15 protein-coding genes are annotated in these 20,555 nt (G+C 57.9%); 12 read left to right on the top strand and 3 right to left on the bottom strand.

Annotated elements, in window-relative coordinates; genetic code table 11:
- Positions 1-432 precede the first annotated feature (432 nt).
- Together F3H58_RS25795 and F3H58_RS25790 are read left to right on the top strand one after the other, a co-directional pair.
- On the top strand, positions 433-2,631 hold the full coding sequence (locus F3H58_RS25795) for a bifunctional diguanylate cyclase/phosphodiesterase (RefSeq protein ID WP_149744262.1): 2,199 nt from the start codon (positions 433-435) through the stop codon (positions 2,629-2,631).
- 253 nt (positions 2,632-2,884) lie between these two features.
- On the top strand, positions 2,885-3,835 hold the full coding sequence (locus F3H58_RS25790; RefSeq protein ID WP_149744261.1) for a phytanoyl-CoA dioxygenase family protein: 951 nt from the start codon (positions 2,885-2,887) through the stop codon (positions 3,833-3,835).
- Positions 3,836-5,659: 1,824 nt separating this feature from the next.
- Here the strand turns inward: F3H58_RS25790 and F3H58_RS25780 are convergent.
- The 3 genes from F3H58_RS25780 to F3H58_RS25770 all read right to left on the bottom strand — a co-directional run bounded on the left by F3H58_RS25780 (position 5,660) and on the right by F3H58_RS25770 (position 10,807).
- Positions 5,660-6,805 (bottom strand): FAD-dependent monooxygenase, encoded by a 1,146-nt coding sequence (locus F3H58_RS25780; RefSeq protein ID WP_149744259.1) that lies wholly within the window; start codon positions 6,803-6,805, stop codon positions 5,660-5,662.
- Between the two features lie 101 nt (positions 6,806-6,906).
- Positions 6,907-10,326, bottom strand: a complete 3,420-nt coding sequence (locus F3H58_RS25775; protein WP_149744258.1) for a molybdopterin cofactor-binding domain-containing protein — start codon at positions 10,324-10,326, stop codon at positions 6,907-6,909.
- Positions 10,319-10,807: a (2Fe-2S)-binding protein gene (locus F3H58_RS25770; RefSeq protein ID WP_149744270.1), complete on the bottom strand. Its 489-nt coding sequence runs from the start codon at positions 10,805-10,807 to the stop codon at positions 10,319-10,321. Before F3H58_RS25770 ends, F3H58_RS25775 begins: the two co-directional genes overlap by 8 nt.
- 237 nt (positions 10,808-11,044) lie before the next feature.
- Between F3H58_RS25770 and F3H58_RS25765 the strand changes: the two genes are divergently transcribed.
- The 10 genes from F3H58_RS25765 (at position 11,045) to F3H58_RS25720 (ending at position 20,521) form a co-directional block, all read left to right on the top strand.
- Complete coding sequence (locus F3H58_RS25765; RefSeq protein ID WP_149744257.1) at positions 11,045-11,473, top strand: MarR family winged helix-turn-helix transcriptional regulator; 429 nt, start codon at positions 11,045-11,047, stop codon at positions 11,471-11,473.
- Between the two features lie 72 nt (positions 11,474-11,545).
- Positions 11,546-12,229: a TetR/AcrR family transcriptional regulator gene (locus tag F3H58_RS25760; protein ID WP_286170122.1), complete on the top strand. Its 684-nt coding sequence runs from the start codon at positions 11,546-11,548 to the stop codon at positions 12,227-12,229.
- Positions 12,230-12,430: 201 nt separating this feature from the next.
- The gene (locus tag F3H58_RS25755; RefSeq protein ID WP_502706432.1) at positions 12,431-13,180 is read left to right on the top strand and encodes a maleate cis-trans isomerase family protein; all 750 of its coding nucleotides are present in this window, start codon (positions 12,431-12,433) and stop codon (positions 13,178-13,180) included.
- 12 nt (positions 13,181-13,192) lie between these two features.
- The gene (locus F3H58_RS25750; RefSeq protein ID WP_149744255.1) at positions 13,193-13,990 is read left to right on the top strand and encodes an alpha/beta fold hydrolase; all 798 of its coding nucleotides are present in this window, start codon (positions 13,193-13,195) and stop codon (positions 13,988-13,990) included.
- A 12-nt stretch (positions 13,991-14,002) separates the two neighbouring features.
- Positions 14,003-15,034: a 2,5-dihydroxypyridine 5,6-dioxygenase NicX family protein gene (locus tag F3H58_RS25745; RefSeq protein ID WP_149744254.1), complete on the top strand. Its 1,032-nt coding sequence runs from the start codon at positions 14,003-14,005 to the stop codon at positions 15,032-15,034.
- A 32-nt stretch (positions 15,035-15,066) separates the two neighbouring features.
- Positions 15,067-15,687 carry an isochorismatase family protein gene (locus tag F3H58_RS25740; RefSeq protein WP_149744253.1) on the top strand — a complete coding sequence of 207 codons (621 nt, stop codon included), beginning with the start codon at positions 15,067-15,069 and terminating at the stop codon, positions 15,685-15,687.
- 199 nt (positions 15,688-15,886) lie between these two features.
- Complete coding sequence (locus tag F3H58_RS25735) at positions 15,887-17,035, top strand: ABC transporter substrate-binding protein (protein WP_502706433.1); 1,149 nt, start codon at positions 15,887-15,889, stop codon at positions 17,033-17,035.
- A 112-nt stretch (positions 17,036-17,147) separates the two neighbouring features.
- Entirely contained in the window at positions 17,148-19,043 is a 1,896-nt protein-coding gene (locus tag F3H58_RS25730) for an ABC transporter permease (RefSeq protein WP_149744251.1), read from the top strand.
- A complete protein-coding gene (locus F3H58_RS25725; RefSeq protein WP_149744250.1) occupies positions 19,040-19,816 on the top strand; it encodes an ABC transporter ATP-binding protein in 777 nt (258 codons plus the stop codon). The genes F3H58_RS25730 and F3H58_RS25725 overlap by 4 nt, the downstream gene beginning before the upstream one ends.
- Positions 19,817-19,819: 3 nt before the next feature.
- Positions 19,820-20,521, top strand: a complete 702-nt coding sequence (locus tag F3H58_RS25720; RefSeq protein WP_149744249.1) for an ABC transporter ATP-binding protein — start codon at positions 19,820-19,822, stop codon at positions 20,519-20,521.
- The last annotated feature ends 34 nt before the right edge of the window (positions 20,522-20,555 follow it).

Below are 20,555 nucleotides of genomic sequence, written 5' to 3'. Positions count from 1 at the left end.
TGGCCCCGCGGTGGCGGCAGGAGATCTTTCTTAAATTGCCTTTGCGGGCTTCGCGCATTTCCCGACCGAATGTATCCGACGTACCATCGAAGGTACTTCTTCGGCACTCAGTGCCATCCGTCCAACCTTCGGAGGATGAAATGTCAAAGATCATTTACCGGACCGGTCCTCTGTCGATGCGATGTCGCAGGCTGCCATGGCGTGTGACATATCCAGCGTCTCTCCCCGCCGTGGCGCTGCTGCGCTCAACAGTCTCGATCAGGACTCGGGCTGCTATGTTCTTCGCTGAATCAATACACTTTTATGCAAGGCAGCAGATCGCTCTGTACGGCGCCGTACGAGCGCCTTCTTAGCCATAGTTAACTATATTGGTTCCAGCAGTTTTAAGTTTCATTCACATAGGGTGGACAAAACAGAGGCGGATATGAACGAATGCTAACCCTGCTGCAGTCGAAATGGTTTTGGAGATTTAGCCTGCCCGTCATGGTATCGATGGCGGTATGTGGCCTTCTCCTCTTATCGCTCTATTGGGCAGCGGCCGCAAGCGACGCGATCGCAGTGGCGAGACAACGCGATGTCGTCGCTCTGACGGTTTCCAAATTGAAGTCATCAATCGCTCATGATCAGGAAAGTGTCACCGTTTGGGATGATGCGGTCAGCAACTCCATCGCTCGAAATCGCGACTGGATGGACACCAATCTCGGCGTATGGATGAATACCTATTTCGGGCACGATGCAGCAATCGTACTGACAGCGGATGTCAATCCAATCTATCAATTTGTTGTCGATCCCAATGATGCCCGGATCAGCGGTGGTTTATCGGCCGCCTATCTGCCATTGGCAAAGAGGTTGAAGGAGCGGCTTGTTGCAGGCGATGAGGAGGGAACGAGCAGCAAGGTCTTGTCCATTGGCGAAGCGGACATCGTTTACGTTGGCTCACGTCCGGCAATCGTCAGCGTTAAACCGATCGTTTCCGACACGGGAGATATCGAGCAGCAGCCGGGACAACAAAATCTGCATGTCGCCGTTCGCTTTCTGGATGGAGATCTCGCGGCAACCGTGGGCCAGGAGTACCAGTTCCGCAATCTGCGCTTCACGCTTCATCATCCGACGGACCCTCGTTTTTCATATCTGACGTTGCAGTCGAGATCCGGACATGTGGTAGGCTATTTCGAGTGGCAACCATTCAAACCCGGACACAAAGTTCTCGCGGCCACCATTCCCGCAATTGCGGTGGCATTTCTTGCTATATTCAGTGCAGCAAGCTTCGGGGGAAATGCATTCTGGAGACGATCGAACCGTCTTCAGGCAAGCCGTGAGCAGTTGCAATACCAGGCGACACATGACGGTCTCACGGGTCTTGCCAATCGTTCCGAATTCCACGCGCGAGTTGCGGTGGCCGCGCAAAATGCGAGGGAAGGCGAGGTGCATGCCGTGCTGTTCACCGATCTCGACAGGTTCAAGGAGGTGAACGATTCACTCGGCCATCCCGCAGGGGATAAATTGATCTCCCTTGTTGCTGCGAGACTGACGGGCCTTTTGCCCGACGCGCTCGTTGCGCGGATCGGTGGCGATGAATTCACCGTCTTTGTCAAGCTGAACGAGTTCCCCGAGGCAGAGCAGGTCGCAAAGACCATCGTGGAAGAACTTCGAACGCCTTTCGAAATCGATGGCACACATATCGCCATCGGCGCAAGCGTAGGTCTCGCCCTGAAGCAAGGCGTCTTCGACGCAAACGAAGCTATCCGGCAGGCTGACATTGCACTGTATCATGCGAAAGCTGCCGGCAGAAATACATACGCGATATTCGGCGACCATATGGATGAGCTGCTTTGCAAGAGGAGGGCTTTGGAGGCTGACCTGCGAAGAGCGGTCAATGACGGCGCGCAGATAGAAACATTTTATCAACCTGTTTTTTCCGCAGGGGAGGGTATGCTCTGTTCTTTCGAAGCACTGGCACGTTGGAACCATCCAGAGTTCGGGTACATAAGTCCTGAGCAATTCATTCCGCTGGCGGAGGAGTGCGGCCTGATCCACGAAATCGGTGGCGCTATATTGGAAGATGCCTGTGCGATGATGGCTGAATTTCCCAATGTCGACATCGCGCTCAACGCTTCCGTTCTGGAGCTATGTTCGCCTGCCTATCCGCTGACCGTAATAGCGGCGCTCGAAAAATGGCAAATACCGGCTCACCGCTTGGAAATCGAGATAACGGAAAGCGTTGCCACGGGTGAGGACGGTCGATCGGAGCGGAATATCGGAGCTCTGCGCGCAGCTGGCGTTAGATTTGCCATCGATGATTTTGGAACGGGATACTCGTCTTTCTCGCGGGTTCAGAAAATTGAGGTGGATCGCATCAAGATTGACAAATCTTTCATCGAGGAGATGCACAGAAGCGATAGCAGGGCCCTCGTCCTCGCGATGATCAATATCGCGCGAGCCAAAGGCTTGAAGATCACGGCCGAGGGTGTGGAAACAAACGAGCAGCGCCACATTTTGATGAATATGGGCTGTCACTATCTCCAGGGCTTCCTGCTTTCACGACCTCTTTCGCCCGAGGCGGCTCGCGCGCTGCTTTTAGCCTCCACCGATACGGCATCGAACCTTCGAGGCTATGCAGGCATTTCCTAGCTTGAGCGGCGCCATCTTCGAAGTGCTCATGATCAGCCGACAACAGGACTTTGGGCACCGATGACGGCTTGCCGTGGATTGCAGGTCCTCATCACCCGTCTGAACCGTGAAACGGAAACGCGCGGATTTATGCTCCATCAGGAAGGCTATATGTTGTCATCGGTTATTTTTGCTGCTTTGCAGCATCATGGGCGCGTGACTAATTTGATGACGCTTGGGAGGTAATTTGCGTCAATAGTTACGAGGATTTTCGATGCCGACTACTCCCGATCTGGAAGCCGTTGCCCGCCGTGGTGGCAAATTTCAGCGTATGGCGGCGCGTATACCGACATATCTAACTGATTTCCGGGAGAATCCAGCCTGGTTACCCATGTTCATGCTGGCCCGCACGATGCCGTTTCGCAAGGCCCATTGGCTCACAGCCCGTACTGTACCTGGTTCAACGGAAACGACTTCCTCGATGTTCGGGAAACTAAGACCGGAAATCATCGCTGACGAATTGCGCCGAACGGGCATTTTTAACGGCTTGTGCCTGCCACCCGATATTCAACGGGAACTGTCCAGTTTTGGTCGTGAAACGCCTTGCTTCGGAAATTTTGAACGAAAACTTGAGTTCCTTCCCGCAGAACATACTGAGGCTGAACGGCGTTTCGGACGTACGATTCTGAGCGGGCATCATTTCGAAAGAGTGATGGGGTGCAATGCCGCATTGGCTGTCCAGGAGGATCCATTGCTCATCGCGATCGCCAGACACTATCTTGGCGGGGAAGCGAAACTGATTACCACACGGACCTGGTGGAGCTTTCCAACGAAATCAGCATCCGAGGCAGACCTGAGCCGTGCGTCCTTCAAATATCATTTCGATCTTGATGACTGGCGTATGCTGAAGTTCTTTTTTTATCTGTCGGACGTGGACAGGGACAGCGGCCCTCACGTCTATATTCGCGGCAGCCATAATCGCCGTCGTTTGAAACATCAGCTCACGCTTCTTGTTGGTCATCCTGCAGAAGAGATTCTGGAGTACTACGGCTCAGAGAATGTTGTCGAATTGACAGGTAAAGCCGGAACCGGCTTCGTTGAAGATCCTTTCGGATTTCATATGGGAACTCCGGCAAAGACAACCCCGCGCCTTATGATGGAGGTGGGCTTCGGCGTTTCGAAACCGTCAAAGCGGCGGTACCATGGTGAGCCCATCGTCCGTTAACTCATCAACCAGAACCGGCTCATGCGGCTATGAATGAAGAGGCCTCATACTTGAGGCCTTTACGCCGGTCGGGATGTCCGGATGCGCATTGCATCTGTTCCGCGGAGCGGTAATCGAAATCCTCTCCGACATTGTTGTAAGAGCTGACCGGAAATCTATTTGCTTACCGATAGATGCGGCTTCTTTTCTGGCGTGGCAAGTGCCTGAAGGCTTTTTGCGAATTAGCTTGGCACAGTGCGGGATAGTGTCACGGAAAGCCGACTGGCCGGCTGACCCCGCCCTGCACCGAGGGAGATGTACGCGGCCCAAAATAGGCCCACCGAAGCCAGCATCAGCATCTGTCACCCGACGGCTTTTGGAAAAGACTGAGACACACCGCGCTCGAACACGTCACCTTTCTTACACGGTTTCCCGGTCATCCGCCGACCGCCAAACCATCTCTGCCATTGGCGTTCATGTATCTGACCAGAGCGGTGGCTCGGTTACCGCATCGAGATTGCTATGGTTTTGCCACGGAGCCATGACAAGCCCCGTAACTGGACACTGGCGAAGTGTTTCAAATAAACTGCCGCCACAAATGGGGCCGGTCGGATTGCATCGAACGTCGCGGTTCAGCCTAAACCAACAAAACCGTCAGCAAAGAGACGCTGCCTCAGTGGATGATCCAAGCCGGCGAGGAGGCCGCTGCCTTGCAGGATTTCACTTTCCGGACTTTACCGACGTGTTTAGAACATCATCGGGATTCAGATTGACCACGAGAGCTGCAAGGGCAAGACGCGCATAAGCCGGAGCTCCGCGGGCTTCCCACGACCGTAAGGTTCCGACAGGAAGGCCAAGATGCCGGGCGAGGCCCTGTTTATCGGTCTCCAATGCCTGCGCGGCTCGCTTGATCTCGTCACCGAATGAAACGTTCTTATGTACTGCCATTGGCCCTCCGTTCGCGATCATTGTCTATTATCGGATGAATTTGAGCCACTTTTCCATTTCCGCGAGACCAAGCTGAGGCCAGAAACCTTATAATGGTCAAACCGGTACATCCAACTCACCGGTTTAAGGTGAGGCGGAAAAGAGGATCAAATCCTGCTGAAATTCAACAGGATTGAATTTAAGCGTCAACGCATCCAACCTCTTTGACAAGACTTATGTCGGCCAATGCGCAAGTACGCTTTTTTGCCAGTACGGTGCTCGCCGTACTGTCCTGGCACAGCTGAGCTATAAGTGGTGAAGGCGGCAGTTAGGTTGAGGATCAGATCTAACCCGCCCAATCGCATTTCTTGATGTGTCGTCCCGTGTCGCGTACCGTGTGCGAGTGTCGGCGCGTGGAATAATCATTTTTTCCTGAATCCGCGACTGGATCGAATAGCGCACAGGTAAATCCTAAAGCGCGGAAAGGGACCAACAGGTCGATGGTCCGGATTGATTCAACCGCCCGTGAAAAGGCGCTGAAGGATGATGACGTCGTAAACAGGCGGTAGGTCAAATGCAGTGGGTCAGCCTTTGGTGCTGATTCACACATAGGTTTTCCCGAGCCTGGAGAGGCGTATTGTCGAACGAGCCTTCGGCAATGGACCGAGCGCTCTTACGGAAGCGCTCGCCTTGTTCACCATATTTCCAAGGTCAGACCGCTTGACGGCGAAGAAAACGGCACCTCCCTAACCAACCGTATTTTTGGAGCAGAGCCCGAAACTACGCTGGGACAGCAACGGCGCCCCGGGATGTTCGAAGCGCAAATCTTTTCCCACGGCCAACATGCAGTTCACCCGAAAACTTGCAACGAGGCCGTTTGCTTTCAATACGCCGGATCGGTGCGCCGCCTCTGCCGAATCAGCCGAGCGGCGCGGTCGTTGGATCATATCCGTAAACCCAGGCTGGGTCTTCCGGCTGCTTCAGCCAGGTGTTGGCGTTTGAGATGGTTTGCACCTTGGTTGCCCGCTCGCGTCGCGTAACCTCGTACAGCGAGAAGGCGCCCGCGTAACCCGCAAGCCCGTATTCTTCCAAGCATCTTGCCAGGATAGCAGCATCCTCAATGGCCATGCAGGCGCCCTGCGCCATGTGTGGACGCATGGGATGGCAGGCGTCGCCGAGCATCACCAGACGGCCTCGGCTCCACAAATTGAGAGGGTCGCGGTTCCAGAAGGGCCACTTAGTGACGGTTTCGGTGGCATCGATCAGGGCCTGGACCACGGGATGTGAACCGCCGAAGATCGCTTCCATCTCTTCGCGCGAGCTGTCGACGAAGCCGCTGTCATGTTCCCAACCGTCCACGGGCACGCCGGTCACGTAATAGTATTCGTCTCCGTTCCCCTTGGTAGCGTAGGCCATGATGTGGCGCGAGGCTTCCCACCACCATTTGACACAGGTTTCAAATTCCAGTCCCGATGTCCGCAGCCGGTCCATGTTAAGCACGGCTCGGTGGCCCACCCAGCCCGAGAAGCGGGGCTTCTCCGGGCCGAGCAGCATTTCGCGGATCATCGAGTTGATGCCGTCGGCACCAACGACCAGGCTCGCTGAAATCTGGCGCCCATTGTCGAAGGTCAGGAGAACATCGGTATCGCGTTCTTCGATCGCCGTCAGGCGATGATCGAAGTGCAGGCGGTCCTTGTCGAGGAGCGAGATCTGCTCGGCATGCATGTCGCCCCGGTGGATGGTAATATAGGAGGCGCCATATTCCCGACGGCCATAATCGCCGAGAGGAATGCGGGAGAAATATTCGCCAGTATTTCCATCGCGCGAAAACCAGAAGTCCGGGTGAGCGCCGATTTCCTCCAAGCGCTTCTCCAGCCCGATCTTGCGGAAGATCTTCATGACATTGGGACCGATGTGAATACCCGCCCCGATCCGGGAGAAGGCGGATGCCTGTTCAAAGGAGTGCACGTCAAAGCCCGCTTGGGTGAGTAGTGCTGCTGCTGCTGCACCGCCTAGTCCGGTGCCGATAACGGCGATTTCGACTTTTTCGATAGGAGTGCTCATCGTCTGTCCTTTCAGCTCAATTTATTTGTGTGCGAATGATATTGGTCATGGGTTTCCGGAGGCCCCGGGTGGAGTTTCCGGTCAATGGAAGGTTTTGTTGATCACCAGGGCGGCAGGTCCGGCGCGAAGCGTTGCCGCAGGTAGCGTGCAAGCGCCTGCTTTTCGGCGGTGGTGAATTCGTCCCTGAAGGAGGGCATGTCGCGCAGGTCCAGTAAATCCGGCGCACGAAGACCCTCGTCGAGAACGGTCAATAGTGCCTCCGGTCGCGGCGCGCGCAGGGCTGCCGCCTGTGCGAGCGATCCGCGTGCGGCCGTAACTGTCCCGGCGATGGCAGGCTCATGGCACACTGCGCAGGCACTCTCGTACATGCGGCTCGCGAGGCTTGGTGCGGGCAGGGGAGAGGCTGCTTGCCTGGTCGTTGTTGCCTGAGCCGGCGTATCTATCTGCGAGGCCAGATAGTGCGCCATGGCGCGGATATCCTCGTCCGGCAGAGCGGTCAGGCTGGCTGCCACCTCTGCCATAGGCCCCGATGCGGTTGCCGCTTCGGAATGGCCATGCCGCAGATAGTCAAAAAGCGTGTCGGCATTCCAGCCGCGGGCACCGGCTTCAGACCCAGCAAGTGCCGGAGCATACCAGCCCTTGATCATAGCACCAGACAATTGCGGCAGCTCGGCACCTGCCACATTGCGCGGAGCGTGGCAGGCCGAACAGTGCCCGGCAGCTTCGACAAGGTACTTACCCCGGTTCCAGGCGTCATCCCGCACCGGATTGGCGGTGAGAGGCGAGGCATCGTGATAAAGAAGGTTCCAGGCAGCCAAGGCGGGACGCAGGTTTGCCGGCGCCATCATCTGTGCCTTCTGCGTCTCCTGCCGCACCGGTGTCAGCGTTTGGAGGTAGGCATAGAGTGCCAACATATCTTCGCCGCTGATTTTCCCAAAAGAGGTATAGGGGAAAGCCGGATAGAGATTGTGCCCATCGCGGCTGATGCCGTGGCGCATGGCTCGCTCGAAGGCCTCGAAGCTCCATTGGCCAAGGCCGGTCTCGGGGTCCGGTGTCAAATTGGTACTCCAGACAGTACCGAAGGGCGTTTCTATCGCCCGGTCACCGGCATTGGCTTTGCCGCCGGTCGTCGTGTGGCAACTTGCACAGTTGCCAAGTGCGAAGACCTGCCGTCCACGCTCCAGGGTTGCCTGTGAAAAGGTCTCCGCTGAGGGAGGCGCCGAGGGAGCAATGGCGCGGTGAAGCGGGATCGACACAGCGCCAAGGGTCAATAGGCCGCCAAGCGCGGTTCCGAGGCCCAGCAGTTTTTTGAGCAGCGCCTTCGGCTTCCTCTCCTGTCTGGTCGCAGTGTCTGCCAGCAGGGCGGTGGCAAGTCCGCTAGATGCCAGCGCTGCCCGCATCTTCTCCGGCGTAAACGGGACGTCGCGCATCCGTACACCTGTTGCGTCGAAGACGGCATTGGCGATGGCTGCGGCGCTCGGCACCGCTGCACTTTCACCGACGCCAAGTGGCGGGTCGCCCGGACGCTCGATCAACATTGTCTGGATGTCGGGGACCGCCGGGAAGGTCTGGATCGGATAGGCGGCCCAACTCTGCGGGGTCGGGGTAACCTCACTGAAGGTGACTTCTTCAACCAGCACTCGGCTGGCTGTTTGGATGGCATTGCCATGGATCTGCTGACGCACGCCGTCGGGATTGACGACCAATCCCTGATCCTGTCCGATGAAGATGCGCGACAGCGTTATCTCGCCGGTTTCGGTGTCGACGGCGACATCGACCACCCAGGCGGCTGATGCTGCGGCCGTGCCTGGAAAGCTGCCATGAACATAGGTCGCGAAGGCAAATCCCTGGCCAAAGGCCATCCTCCCTTCACGGCGAAGGCGTGGTCGCCCATGCTCCTGCCATTCCGCCTGCTCTGCAGTGCGCCGGACAAGCTCCGCCTCGCGGGGATCGTCGAGATGGCGAAGCCGGAAAGCGACAGGATCCTCTCCCGCCTCGAAAGCCATCTCGTCGATGAAGCTTTCATGTGCGAACGTGTTGGGAAGTGCTGACACGCCGCGCATCCAGGACGCCCGGACGATGGGCGCCATGTCGTGAACAGTGATGCGCTTGTTGGGCACACGATAGGGCGGGATGATCGTGCGGTCGCCCATGTCGCTTGCGCGAGGTTCCGGGCTGATCCGGCCCGTGAGGAGCAGCGCCAGGTTCGGCCCACGGTTCGACGGGTACCAGCTATCGAGGGCATAGGCATGGAGTACGCCGGACTTCAGTCCACCCCGCACCTCCATCAACTGCGCCGCGCCCTTGGGTTCCCATAAATGTTCCTGCGCCCGCGTCAGTTGTACACGGACAGGTCGACCGGTGGCGCGCGACAGAAGCAGGGCATCGCCGCAGACATCATCAGCGCAGTTGCGGCCATAGCAGCCCGCTGCCTGGTAGCGGCGGATTTCGATATCTTCTGCGGCAATGTCCGCCAGAACAGCCAGATCGCCACGCAGCATATGCGGGTTCTGGGTGCCTGCCCAGACGATTGGCCTACCATTGTTCCAGTTCGCCACCGCACAGGAGGGGCCGATCGAGCCGTGCTCGTGATAGGGCCAGACATACGTACGCAGGCGTGAAACATCGCATTGGCTGATCGCCCTTGCAAAATCGCCTGATCGATCAAGGAGGCGGGGTGTGGAGGGATGATCCTTCAGCGCCTGCCGCAGGTTGGACATATCAGGGATTTCGGGCGGCATGTGCCACTGCGTCGGCAAGGCCTCCGCGATCGCCCAGGCCTGATCGGCGCGATCGGCAACCACGCCGAGGAAGTCTGCTTGCCGAACGATGGCAATGAAGCCCGGCATGTCTTGGACGGCGCCCTCATCGTAGCTGATGAGACTGTGCCCGATGAAAACTCCGCTATCGCGCCCTTCGTAGGGCGGACGAATGACATGGCCGTGTACCATGCCCGGTACATCCACGTCGTGAATATAGGGATGGGCCCCGCGCAATTTGTCGGGAAGGTCCCGCCGGACTGCTCTTTGCCCGACGATGCGGTAGTCCGCAGGGGCCTTCACGATCGTTCGTCGGTCGAGCTTGAGAGATATCGTCTCGCCGGCGACGAGGTCGCCATAGCTACAAGACTTTTCCATCCAACAGGCGCGGCCGTTCTCGGTGACGATGCCATCGGCCGGGGCGTTGAAGCGAAGGGCCGCTTCGCTGACCAGAAAAAGACGGGCCTGTGCTGCGGCGATGCGCAAGGGGATCGCGGCGATCTGGATGGTTTCGGACGCAATGGTCGGTCCCTGGTCCGGCACCCGCGCCGTGTCGCCGAGTACCATTTGTACGGCGGCTAAGGGAAGATCAAGTTCCTCGGCAACGATCTGCGCAAGGGCAGTCTCGATTCCTGTGCCGAGATCGACATGGCCGTTGTAGCCTGTGACCGTTCCGTGATGGTCCAATTGCAGGAAGACGGAGGCGCCTTCGGGCAGATCATCATAGACAGACAGCAGGCCGGGTTGCGAAGTGTCATCCATGCTGGCGCTCCCGCATCAGTTCTGCGGCACGTTCGACCGAAGCGATGATCTCCAGATGACTGCCGCACCGGCACAGGTTGTGGCGCAGCGCATTGCGAATGTCGTCGCGCGTCGGCGAAGCGTTGGCGCTGAGCAATGCGGTTGCTATCATCACCATCCCGTTCAGGCAATAGCCGCATTGCGCACCTTCGCGCTCGAGAAAGCCCTGCTGCACGGGCGAAAGTTCACCGCTGGAGGGATCGGCAAGTCCTTCCAGGGTCGTGATGTTACGACCGATAACTCGTGTGGCGCGCAGCACGCATGCGCGCGCCGGCAGCCCATCGACGAGCACGGTGCAAGCTCCGCATTGCGCCTTGCCACATCCATATTTGGGTCCCTTGAGACGCAATTCGTCCCTCAGAACATCAAGAAGCGTTCGATCACCCGCGTCTGAAATAAGGCGCGCTGACTCGTTCACGGTCAGCTCGATCGTGTTTGTCATGGTTCCCTCTGGGCTTTTCTTGACCCTTGTCGAGAATTCAGCAGAAAAATCGTTTGTATGCAAATGAATTTGACGGCGGCCGCCGAAAATTTTGCGCACGATGGAGGCAGTGTCTGTTTTTGCGGTATTTTTAGGCAGGGTGGGAACAGACAGCATCGCTCTTCGATTCCCGGCTTGACGCGCGGTGACCGGATGCTGCAGTTCCTTTAGCAGAATCAGAAGTCTTGGGATTAGTCGATGAGCGACCGGAATGAGCCTTACGTACTGGATGAGCAGGTCGGCTTCCTGCTTCGCCTTGCGACGCAGCGGCATATGGCGCTCTTCATGGAGCGAACGGCGGGCGGCCTGACGCCAACGCAGTTTTCAACGCTCTATCGCTTGCGTGAAGCGTCTGACCCGATTTCCCAGAACGCCCTTGGCCGCTTGGTGGGGATGGATGCGGCAACGACCAAGGGCGTTGTCGCGCGCCTGTTGTCTCGGGATCTGATTCGCGTCGAGAAGGACACGGAGGACCGCCGGCGCTACACGCTTTACATCACCGAAGTCGGACGCCGGTTGCTCGATGCCGTGATGCCCGCCGTGCAGGATATCAGTGAGGTGACCCTAGCACCGCTTGCGCCACAAGAGCGCAATCAGTTTCTGCAGATGTTGAAGCGGCTGATTTAAAATTATACATAACAATAATTATCAGCTTTCGTGCCTTGGTTATGGGTGCAGACATTGAGTGGCGAGGATACAGTGGTTGAGCGCAAAAAAAACAGCCGGGCCCCTGGTCGTCCCTCGAAAGGCAATGCGCCCGGAGCCGAGCTGGATCTGCGAGGCAAGATCCTGGATCATGCCGAACTGGTTTTTGCGGATCTGGGCTTCGAAGGTGCCAACCTGCGTGAAATTGCGGCGCAGGCGGGCGTCAATCAGGGGCTGATTCGCTACTACTTCGGCTCGAAGGTCGATCTTTTCGATGAGTGCTTCAGGCGGCGTGGCGGCCTTCTGGCGGGTCACCGGCATGTCAATCTGGACCGGCTGTTTGAAATTACAGAGAACCCGAGTGTCGAAGATCTTCTGTATGCCTATCTGAAGCCGCAGTGGGACATGAAATATTCCGGACCGAATGGTGCCGCCTTCGTGGCAATGCAGGCGCGGTTGCACGCTGAGCCGGAGGAGCATGCTCTCCGCCTGAGGCGCGAGGTGTACGATGCCTCCGTCAAGCGTTACATCGTTGCCTTGTCCCGCGTGCTTCCGGATGTACCCAAGGATATTATCAGCGTCCGCATGGCGTTTCTCGTCGGTGCCTATCTCTTCATGCTGAATGATCTGGGTCGGATCGGGGATCTTACCGAGGGGCATCTGACGGCCTTCGGCAAGGATGAAATGTTGGACCAGCTGGTGCGCTTTCTTTCTGCGGGTCTGCGCGCTCCGGCTTGAGAGTCCGGGGGGCAGAGGGCACTCTCTGCGTCCCTGTTCAGCCCTTATTTTAAATTGTTTTGGCTGGCAAGCGGCGGATTTTGCTCGTCGTTTTTTTGGGTGCACGTGTGGATTGCCTAATTATGACGCATGCCGAAAGAATGATCTTGTAATTCTTCAAATGAATAATTAATCTCGCTTCATCAGCTTGATGGAGCACGCATGAGAACCTTCCGTATTGGCCAGATTGTCCCCAGTTCGAACGTCACGATGGAAACCGAGATTCCGGCGCTTCTGCGGGCCCGCGAACAGGTCTCGCCCGAACGTTTCACCTTCCACTCCTCACGCATGCGGATGAAGCATGTGACGAAGGAGGAGCTGGCCGCCATGGACGCCGACAGCGACCGGTGCGCGCTGGAGCTTTCCGACGCGCGCGTCGATGTCATGGGTTACGCTTGCCTGGTTGCCATTATGGCCATGGGAATGGGCTACCACTGCCAGAGCCAGTCGCGCCTGCAGGGCATGACCGTGACGAATGGCAATCCGACGCCGGTCGTGACGTCCGCCGGGGCATTGGTCGAAGGCTTGCGGGCAATCGGCGCCAGGCGGATCGCGCTCGTTGCCCCTTACATGAAGCCGCTGACCGAGCTGGTCGTAGCCTATATTCGCAATGAAGGGATCGAGGTTTGCGACTGGCGGGCGCTTGAGATCCCCGACAACCTGGCGGTGGCGGCCCATGACCCGATGAACCTTCCGGAGATCGTCAGAGGCATGAATACGGACGATGTCGATGCGGTCGTTCTTTCGGCCTGTGTTCAGATGCCTTCGCTGCCGGCCGTTCCAATGGCGGAAGCAATCACCGGAAAGCCCGTGCTGACGGCGGCAATCGCGACGACATGGCAGATGCTGCGGGCGCTTGACCTTGGCACCCGCGTGCCCGGCGGCGGTACCCTCTTGTCCGGCGCATATTAAGGAGGGGAAGTCATGGCAAAGGGATATAATCTTCAGGCAAATGGCATCCGCCATCATTTGCTGCATTTTCAAGGTGATGGCCCGCCGATGCTGCTGGTGCCAGGCATCACTTCTCCCGCAACCACCTGGGGTTTCGTTGCCGAACGTTTGGCGACGGCCTTTGACGTGCACGTGCTAGACGTGCGCGGTCGCGGCCTCAGCCAGGGCGGTGATCTCGATTACACGCTGGATGCCATGGCGGCCGATGTGGTTGCCCTTGCAAAGGCAGCAGGTTTCGTGAAGCCCGTCGTACTCGGTCATTCAATGGGGGCACGCACGGCCATTCGTGCTGCCCGCCAGGCGCCGGATGTCTTTTCAGGCCTTATTCTCGTCGATCCTCCGGTCTCCGGTCCGGGCAGGCGTGCTTATCCCTCGGCCTGGAACTGGTACGAAGACTCGATCCTGATGGCCCAAAAGGGTTGTTCCGGGGACGATATGCGCCGCTTCTGTCCGACCTGGACGGACGAGCAGAATGCGCTCCGCGCAGAGTGGCTCCACACCTGTCAGCTGGACGCCATCCGCATCGCTTATGACGGTTTCCACACTGACGATATCCATGCCGACCTACCCCATCTTGCCCTTCCGATGCGCCTAGTTGTCGCCGGAGGTGCCCCGGTGATCGGCGCGGAGGATATCGATGAAATCAAAACGCTCGCGCCGGTCGTCGAGGTGCGGATCGTCGAGAAGGCTGGCCATATGATCCCTTGGGATGATCTAGACGGATTTCTCGCTGCTACCTTGGACTTTCGGCCAGACGGCCCCGCCAATTGAGAGGATATCGAAATGGACCACGCAAGCTTTTCCGAAATTTGCCTGCATCAGCTGAAAATGTCCGGCGTGCGCGAGGGTGAGAAACTCATTGTTCTTACCGAGGGCAACCAGCGGCTGGATTATGCCGACGCTTTCATGGCGGCTGGCCAGCGGCTCGGCGCCTTGATGTATCACATGCGGCTTCCGTCGCCTTTGCCGACAGGCGGCTGGAATGTCGGCGTCACCGGGCTTGCCGCCATGCCTGACGCCGTGGAGGCGCTGAAAGCCTGTGATATGTTGATCGACTGCATCTTCCTGCTGTTCTCGCCGGAGCAGATGGCAATACAGGCCGCCGGCACACGCATTCTGACAGCTGTCGAGCCGCCGGAATTGCTGGCACGCATGCTGCCGACCAGGGAGATCCGCGAAAAGGTCGAGATCGCCGGCGGGATGTTGTCGAAAGCTAAGGTAATGCGGATCACCTCCCCGCATGGAACCGACGTCATCTATAAGCTCAACACCTACCCGACCGTCACGGAGTATGCCTGCACGGACGAGCCAGGTCGTTGGGACCATTGGCCCTCCGGCTTCGTTTTCACCGGTGGCGATGACGACGGCGTCGATGGGCAGATCGTGGTGGCTCCGGGCGACATCCTGCTGCCGCAAAACGTCTATGTGCGTGAGCCGATCATCTACACCATTGAAAAGGGCTGGGTTACCGACATCCGTGGCGGGCTTGATGCGCAACTGGTCAAGTCCTACATGGACGACTTCAATGATCCGCGCGGCATGGGCATGAGCCATGTCGGCTGGGGTATGAACCCGCATGCCAAATGGCACAATCTTGTTCCCGGCGCTTTCCCCGGCGGCATGGGCATGGAACCGCGCAGCTTCTACGGCAATGTTATGTTCTCCACCGGCCCCAACAACGAGTTGGGTGGTCCCAATGACACCGCCTGCCATCTCGATATTCCCATGCGTGGATGCTCGCTCTTCCTGGACGACGAGCCCGTTGTCATTGATGGCGATATCGTTGTGAAAGACATCCAGATGGTGCGTGGCTGAACAACGCTCTTACCGCGGAAAGGACGAAAAACATGTCGCAGCAGGAAGTTTACCAGTCCGCAGGCTTCGGACAACCCGTTCCGCGCGGCGCGCGTCCCGGAATCGTCGTTGTCGATTTCACCTACGGCTTCACCGACACGCTTTATCCCACGGCGGCCATTATGGGCGCCGAGATTGCCGCCACGCGCCGACTGACAGATCTCGCAAGAGCCAAGGGTATTGTGGTCGTTTATACCACGATCGCCTATCATCCAGGGGAGGTGACCCTGCTACCCTGGCTTCGAAAGGCAAGCGGGATGGCAGCTCTGCTTGAAGGTAGCCGCCTTGTCGAGATCGATGCTGCCACCGGTATTCAGCCCGGCGATCCTGTGATTGCCAAGAAAGGGGCATCCGCCTTTCACGGAACCGCGCTGGCTGCACTTCTTGCCGGCGCCGGTGTCGATACCTTGATCGTGGCAGGTGCCACGACCTCCGGCTGCGTTCGTGCGACGGTTGTCGACGCGGTACAGTCCGGCTTCAATGTGCTGGTCCCCGCCGACTGTTGCGCAGACAGGGCAAAGGCGCCGCACGACGCCAACCTATACGACATGCATCAAAAATATGCTGACGTTACCGACTCCGCCGACATTGCGGAGTGGCTTGCGTCGTTCTGATTAACCCGAACGATCCAAGCCAACGGGTCTCCGGTCCCCGTCTTTGCCCGACCAGCATCCAGGTAATGTATGCTGGCCTGAAACAACAACACTGTCATCACGATTTCCAAACCGAAACAAAAGCCGTCTCTGAAGCGGCAAACTCCTGAGGGAATGACAAATGAAAAAATTCATCAGAATTTCCGGAATTTTACTTGCCATGGCATCGGCCGGGGCGAGCCTGGCAGCCGATATCAAAATTGGCGAAATCAACAGCTATTCCAGTCTCCCGGCGTTTACCGAACCCTATAGGAAGGGATGGGAACTGGCCGTCGAAGAGGTCAACGCCGCAGGTGGCATCCAGGGCAACAGGCTTGTCGTGGTGTCGAAAGACGATGGTGGCAAGCCGGGCGACGCGCTCACCGCCGCCAATGAACTGGTCTCGAAAGAAGGCGTCGTCATGGTGACCGGCTCGTTCTTCTCGAATGTCGGTCTTGCGGTTGCCGATTTCGCCAAGCAGAAGAAGGTGTTTTATTTGGCCGGTGAGCCTCTGACGGATGCCATTGTCTGGTCCAAGGGGAACGATTACACGTTCAGGCTTCGGCCTTCCAACTATGTGCAGGCAGCGATGCTGGCTCAGGAAGCGGCAAAACTGCCGGCAAAGCGCTGGGCGACGATCGCGCCGAACTATGAATATGGCCAGAGCGCTGTCGCCGTCTTCAAGGAGCTGTTGCTGAAAGCGCGTCCGGACATCGAGTTCGTTGCCGAGCAATGGCCACCCCAGGGCAAGATCGACGCAGGCTCTGTAACCCAGGCCATAGAGGCGGCAAAACCCGAGGCGATCCTCAACGTGACCTTTGGTGCGGACCTGGTGAAGCTGGTTCGGGAAGGGACGACCAGAGAGCTGTTCAAGGGTCGGTCGGTTGTGTCCTTTCTGACCGGAGAGCCGGAATATCTCGACCCGCTTCAGGCGGACGCTCCCGAGGGCTGGATCGTCACCGGCTATCCGTGGTCGTCGGTCGACACGGCGGACCACAAGAAGTTCCTCGACGCCTATCAGGCGCGCTACAACGATTATCCTCGCCTTGGATCCGTTGTGGGTTATTCCCTGATCAAGGCGGCGGCAGCCATCCTTGAGCGAGGCAAGTCAACTGAGGTGAACGACCTGATTGCCGCCGCCAAGGGCGCGACCTTCGACACGCCGTTTGGTCCGGCGTCCTTCAGGGCGGCAGATCATCAATCCACGCTCGGCGCTTATGTCGGCAAGACTGCATTGAAGGATGGCAAGGGCGTCATGGTCGATTTCAAATACCAGAGCGGCAGTGATTTCCTGCCGACTGAAGCCGAGGCTGCCAAGCTTCGTCCCTGAAACGATTAGCAACGAGCCGCAGGATTGCGGCTCGTCTTCACTTGCCCGGCGAGCAACCGCCAGTGAAATCGAGTGTTCTTCAGCAGGAGCGCCGGAGAACGAGGGGATATCCATGGAACTCTATGTCGTTCAATTTCTGACGGGATTGGCAAATGCCGCCTCGTTGTTTCTTGTTGCCTCCGGTCTGTCCCTGATTTTCGGGGTCACACGCATCGTCAACTTCGCTCATGGCGCATTTTATATGATCGGGGCCTATATCGCTTATAGTCTGACGGTCAGGTGGCAGACACCCCTTGGCTTCTGGGCAGCGCTTCTGGTTTCGGCCGCTGCCGTGGCTCTTGTCGGTGTTTTTGTCGAAATCCTCCTGCTTCGACGAATCTATCATGCACCTGAACTGCTGCAGCTACTGGCAACATTCGGCCTTACGCTGATTGCCGAAGATGCGGTGCGGCTGATCTGGGGACCGGAAGATCTCGTGGGACCGCGCGCAGCGGGTCTGTCCGGCGCCGTCTCCGTCCTTGGCCGTCCCGTGCCGAGCTACGACTTCGTCCTCATCGCTCTCGGGCCGGTTGTTCTGGCGCTGATCTGGCTCCTGCTGCACCGATCCCGCTGGGGTCTGCTGGTTAGGGCTGCCACTCAAGACCGCGAAATGGTCAACGCGCTCGGCGTCAATCAGAAATGGCTGTTTACCAGTGTCTTTGCGCTTGGCGTCTTTCTGGCGGCCTTCGGGGGCGGATTGCAGATTCCTCGCGACGCGGTTACGCATTTCATGGACCTTTCCATCATCACGGAAGTATTTGTCATCGTGGTGATCGGCGGTCTCGGCAGTATCGGCGGCGCCTTTCTGGCGGCGATTGTCGTGTCGCAGTTGAATGCGTTCGGCATTCTGATCCTGCCAGGCATCTCTTTGGTCCTCATGTTCGCGGTGATGGCAATCGTGCTGATCCTGCGCCCCTGGGGGCTTCTCGGCAAGCCTGTCGTTCGCTCGCGTAGCGCAGCCGTGCCCGAGGGGGGCGCGTGGAGACCCTTTGGCCTTGCCGGCCGGATGACCTGCGCTATCGCCATCCTGGCAGCGATCCTGCTCCCATTCTTTCTGGGCAATTACGGCATCAGCGTTGCCTCCGAGGTAATGATAGCCATCATCTTCGCCATCAGCCTGCAATTCCTGATGTCCGTTGGGGGGCTCGATTCGTTCGGCCATGCGGCAAGCCTGGGACTCGGTGCCTACGGTTCTGCATTATGCGTCCAGTATTTCGGCATCTCTATGGAGCTGGCGCTGATCGTCGGGCCGTTGACCGCCGCTGCCTTCGCAGTCATTGCGGGGTGGTTCTGCGTCCGGCTGTCCAACGTCTATTTTGCGATGCTGACGCTTGCTTATGCACAAATCCTTTGGTCAATCGTTTTCCAGTGGGTGGATCTCACCGGAGGCGACAACGGGATTGTCGGCGTGTGGCCTTCCGAGTGGGCGTCGAGCCCATGGGCCTATTATTGGCTGACGGCCGCCTTTGCTATCGCGGTTGTTGGCGCTCTCCGCTATCTGACCTTCTCTCCCTTCGGCTACAGCCTGCGCGCTTTGCGGGATTCGCCGATGCGTTCGGCAACGATCGGTATTTCGCAGCGCCACGTGCAGCACGTAGCCTTCGTTGTCAGCGCATTCTTTGCCGGGCTTGCGGGTGTGTTGTTCGCTTTTCAGAAAGGCAGCATCTTCCCGGATGCCTTGGGCATCGCGACCTCGGTCGATGGATTGATCATGGTTCTTCTGGGTGGCTTCAACACGATCTCGGGCAGCGTGGTCGGTGCCGTCGTCTACAAGATCGTGTCGATCTGGCTGATGAGCAACATGGATTTCCCCCGACTGATCCTGGGTACCGTCATCGTGCTTCTCGTGGTGCTTTTCCCGCAGGGCATTGTCGGCACCAGCCGCCGCGTCATCGAGACCTGGCAGGCCAGACGTTGGCAATTCAGAACACTTGTCAGTGCACGGGTCAAAAACGGAGGCGCGGCATGACCAACGCTCTTTTGAAAGTCGAAAATCTCACGAAGAGCTACCAAGGCGTAAAGGCCGTGCAGGGTATATCGCTCGAGGTCGCCCCAGGGGAACTCCTGGCCATGATCGGCCCGAATGGCGCTGGCAAAAGCAGTTGCTTCAATATGCTCAACGGGCAGATTCGTCCGGATCTCGGTCGTATCAGCATCTGCGGCAGGGAAACAACCGGACTGTCTCCGGAACGTATCTCGCGCCTTGGTGTCGGTCGCACGTTCCAGGTTGCCGAAACTTTCCTATCGATGAGCGTGCGGGAGAACGTTCAACTTGCGGTTCAGTGTTCTCGAACCGGTCCATTGTCTCTTGTTTCCTTCTTCGGCAATCTCAGGCGCAATTTCGCAACGGAAGCAGACGATCTGCTTGACCTCATCGGCCTGAAGGATCAGGCGGACCGATCCTGCCGGGAGCTTCCCTATGGAGATATCAAGCGGCTTGAATTGGCAATTGCCCTGGCAGGCGATCCCAAGCTGCTGCTGATGGACGAGCCGGCAGCTGGTATGGCCACCAAGGAGCGCATGTTGCTGATGCAATTGACCTCCCGCATTGCCAAGCAACGTCAACTGGCCGTGCTTTTTACGGAACATGACATGGATATTGTCTTCGAACATTCGGACCGGATCATCGTGCTAAACCGCGGCAAGTTGATCGCGGAAGGATCGCCTGCCGAAGTGCGCGCGAACCAGGATGTCCAGGCGGTTTACCTGGGCTCCGGCGCTCTTTACAAGCAGGAGCATTGAGACATGCTGAATGTTGAAAAATTGAACAGCTGGTATGGGCCTGCCCATATTCTTTTCGATGTCAGTCTCCAGGTGATGAGTGGCGAAGTCGTGGCACTTCTGGGCCGCAATGGTGCCGGAAAATCTACGACGATGAAGTCCATCCTCGGGCTGGTAAACCGTCGCGAAGGCAGGCTCGTCTTCCGCGATGACGACATTTCGACCCTTGCGCCTTTCGAAATCGCCCGCAAGGGGCTGGGTTATGTCCCGGAAGATCGCCGGATCTTTACGGAACTGACCGTCGAGGAAAACCTGGAAGTCGGGCGCCAACCCAAACGAGACGGCAGCGCTGCCTGGATGCCGGAGCGGATCTACGAGATTTTTCCCAATCTTGCCGAGATGCGCAAACGGGCAGCCGGGCGCATGAGCGGCGGAGAGCAGCAGATGCTGACCATCGGTCGAACCCTGATGGGCAATCCCTATCTTGTGTTGCTCGACGAGCCCTCCGAAGGGATCGCACCCAAGATCGTTGAGCAGATGGCCGAAGCGATCATGCTGCTGAAACGCGAAGGCGTCTCAGTGCTGTTGTCCGAACAGAACCTGCATTTCGCGCGGCTGATCAGCGATCGTTGCTACATTCTTGAAAAAGGTGTCACCCAGTTTTCCGGCACAATCGCAGAACTGGATAACCGCGCCGATCTCAAGGAAACCTACCTCGCCCTTTGAAGCTGCCAATGGACGAGGCGTGGTTGACCCATCG

It is taken from the genome of Rhizobium sp. NFACC06-2, assembly GCF_900101425.1.
Classification (GTDB): Bacteria; Pseudomonadota; Alphaproteobacteria; order Rhizobiales; family Rhizobiaceae; genus Agrobacterium; species Agrobacterium leguminum.
This window is presented reverse-complemented; position numbering and strand designations above follow the sequence as displayed.

What these genes read in the sequence shown, in the direction of transcription:
- F3H58_RS25720 (WP_149744249.1), top strand. Translation starts at nt 19,820, where the DNA reads ATGCTGAATGTTGAAAAATTGAACAGCTGGTATGGGCCTGCCCATATT.
- F3H58_RS25730 (WP_149744251.1), top strand. Translation starts at nt 17,148, where the DNA reads ATGGAACTCTATGTCGTTCAATTTCTGACGGGATTGGCAAATGCCGCC.
- F3H58_RS25725 (WP_149744250.1), top strand. Translation starts at nt 19,040, where the DNA reads ATGACCAACGCTCTTTTGAAAGTCGAAAATCTCACGAAGAGCTACCAA.
- F3H58_RS25790 (WP_149744261.1), top strand. Translation starts at nt 2,885, where the DNA reads ATGCCGACTACTCCCGATCTGGAAGCCGTTGCCCGCCGTGGTGGCAAA.
- F3H58_RS25775 (WP_149744258.1), bottom strand. Translation starts at nt 10,326, where the DNA reads ATGGATGACACTTCGCAACCCGGCCTGCTGTCTGTCTATGATGATCTG.
- F3H58_RS25765 (WP_149744257.1), top strand. Translation starts at nt 11,045, where the DNA reads ATGAGCGACCGGAATGAGCCTTACGTACTGGATGAGCAGGTCGGCTTC.
- F3H58_RS25745 (WP_149744254.1), top strand. Translation starts at nt 14,003, where the DNA reads ATGGACCACGCAAGCTTTTCCGAAATTTGCCTGCATCAGCTGAAAATG.
- F3H58_RS25755 (WP_502706432.1), top strand. Translation starts at nt 12,431, where the DNA reads ATGAGAACCTTCCGTATTGGCCAGATTGTCCCCAGTTCGAACGTCACG.
- F3H58_RS25770 (WP_149744270.1), bottom strand. Translation starts at nt 10,807, where the DNA reads ATGACAAACACGATCGAGCTGACCGTGAACGAGTCAGCGCGCCTTATT.
- F3H58_RS25750 (WP_149744255.1), top strand. Translation starts at nt 13,193, where the DNA reads ATGGCAAAGGGATATAATCTTCAGGCAAATGGCATCCGCCATCATTTG.
- F3H58_RS25735 (WP_502706433.1), top strand. Translation starts at nt 15,887, where the DNA reads ATGGCATCGGCCGGGGCGAGCCTGGCAGCCGATATCAAAATTGGCGAA.
- F3H58_RS25780 (WP_149744259.1), bottom strand. Translation starts at nt 6,805, where the DNA reads ATGAGCACTCCTATCGAAAAAGTCGAAATCGCCGTTATCGGCACCGGA.
- F3H58_RS25795 (WP_149744262.1), top strand. Translation starts at nt 433, where the DNA reads ATGCTAACCCTGCTGCAGTCGAAATGGTTTTGGAGATTTAGCCTGCCC.
- F3H58_RS25740 (WP_149744253.1), top strand. Translation starts at nt 15,067, where the DNA reads ATGTCGCAGCAGGAAGTTTACCAGTCCGCAGGCTTCGGACAACCCGTT.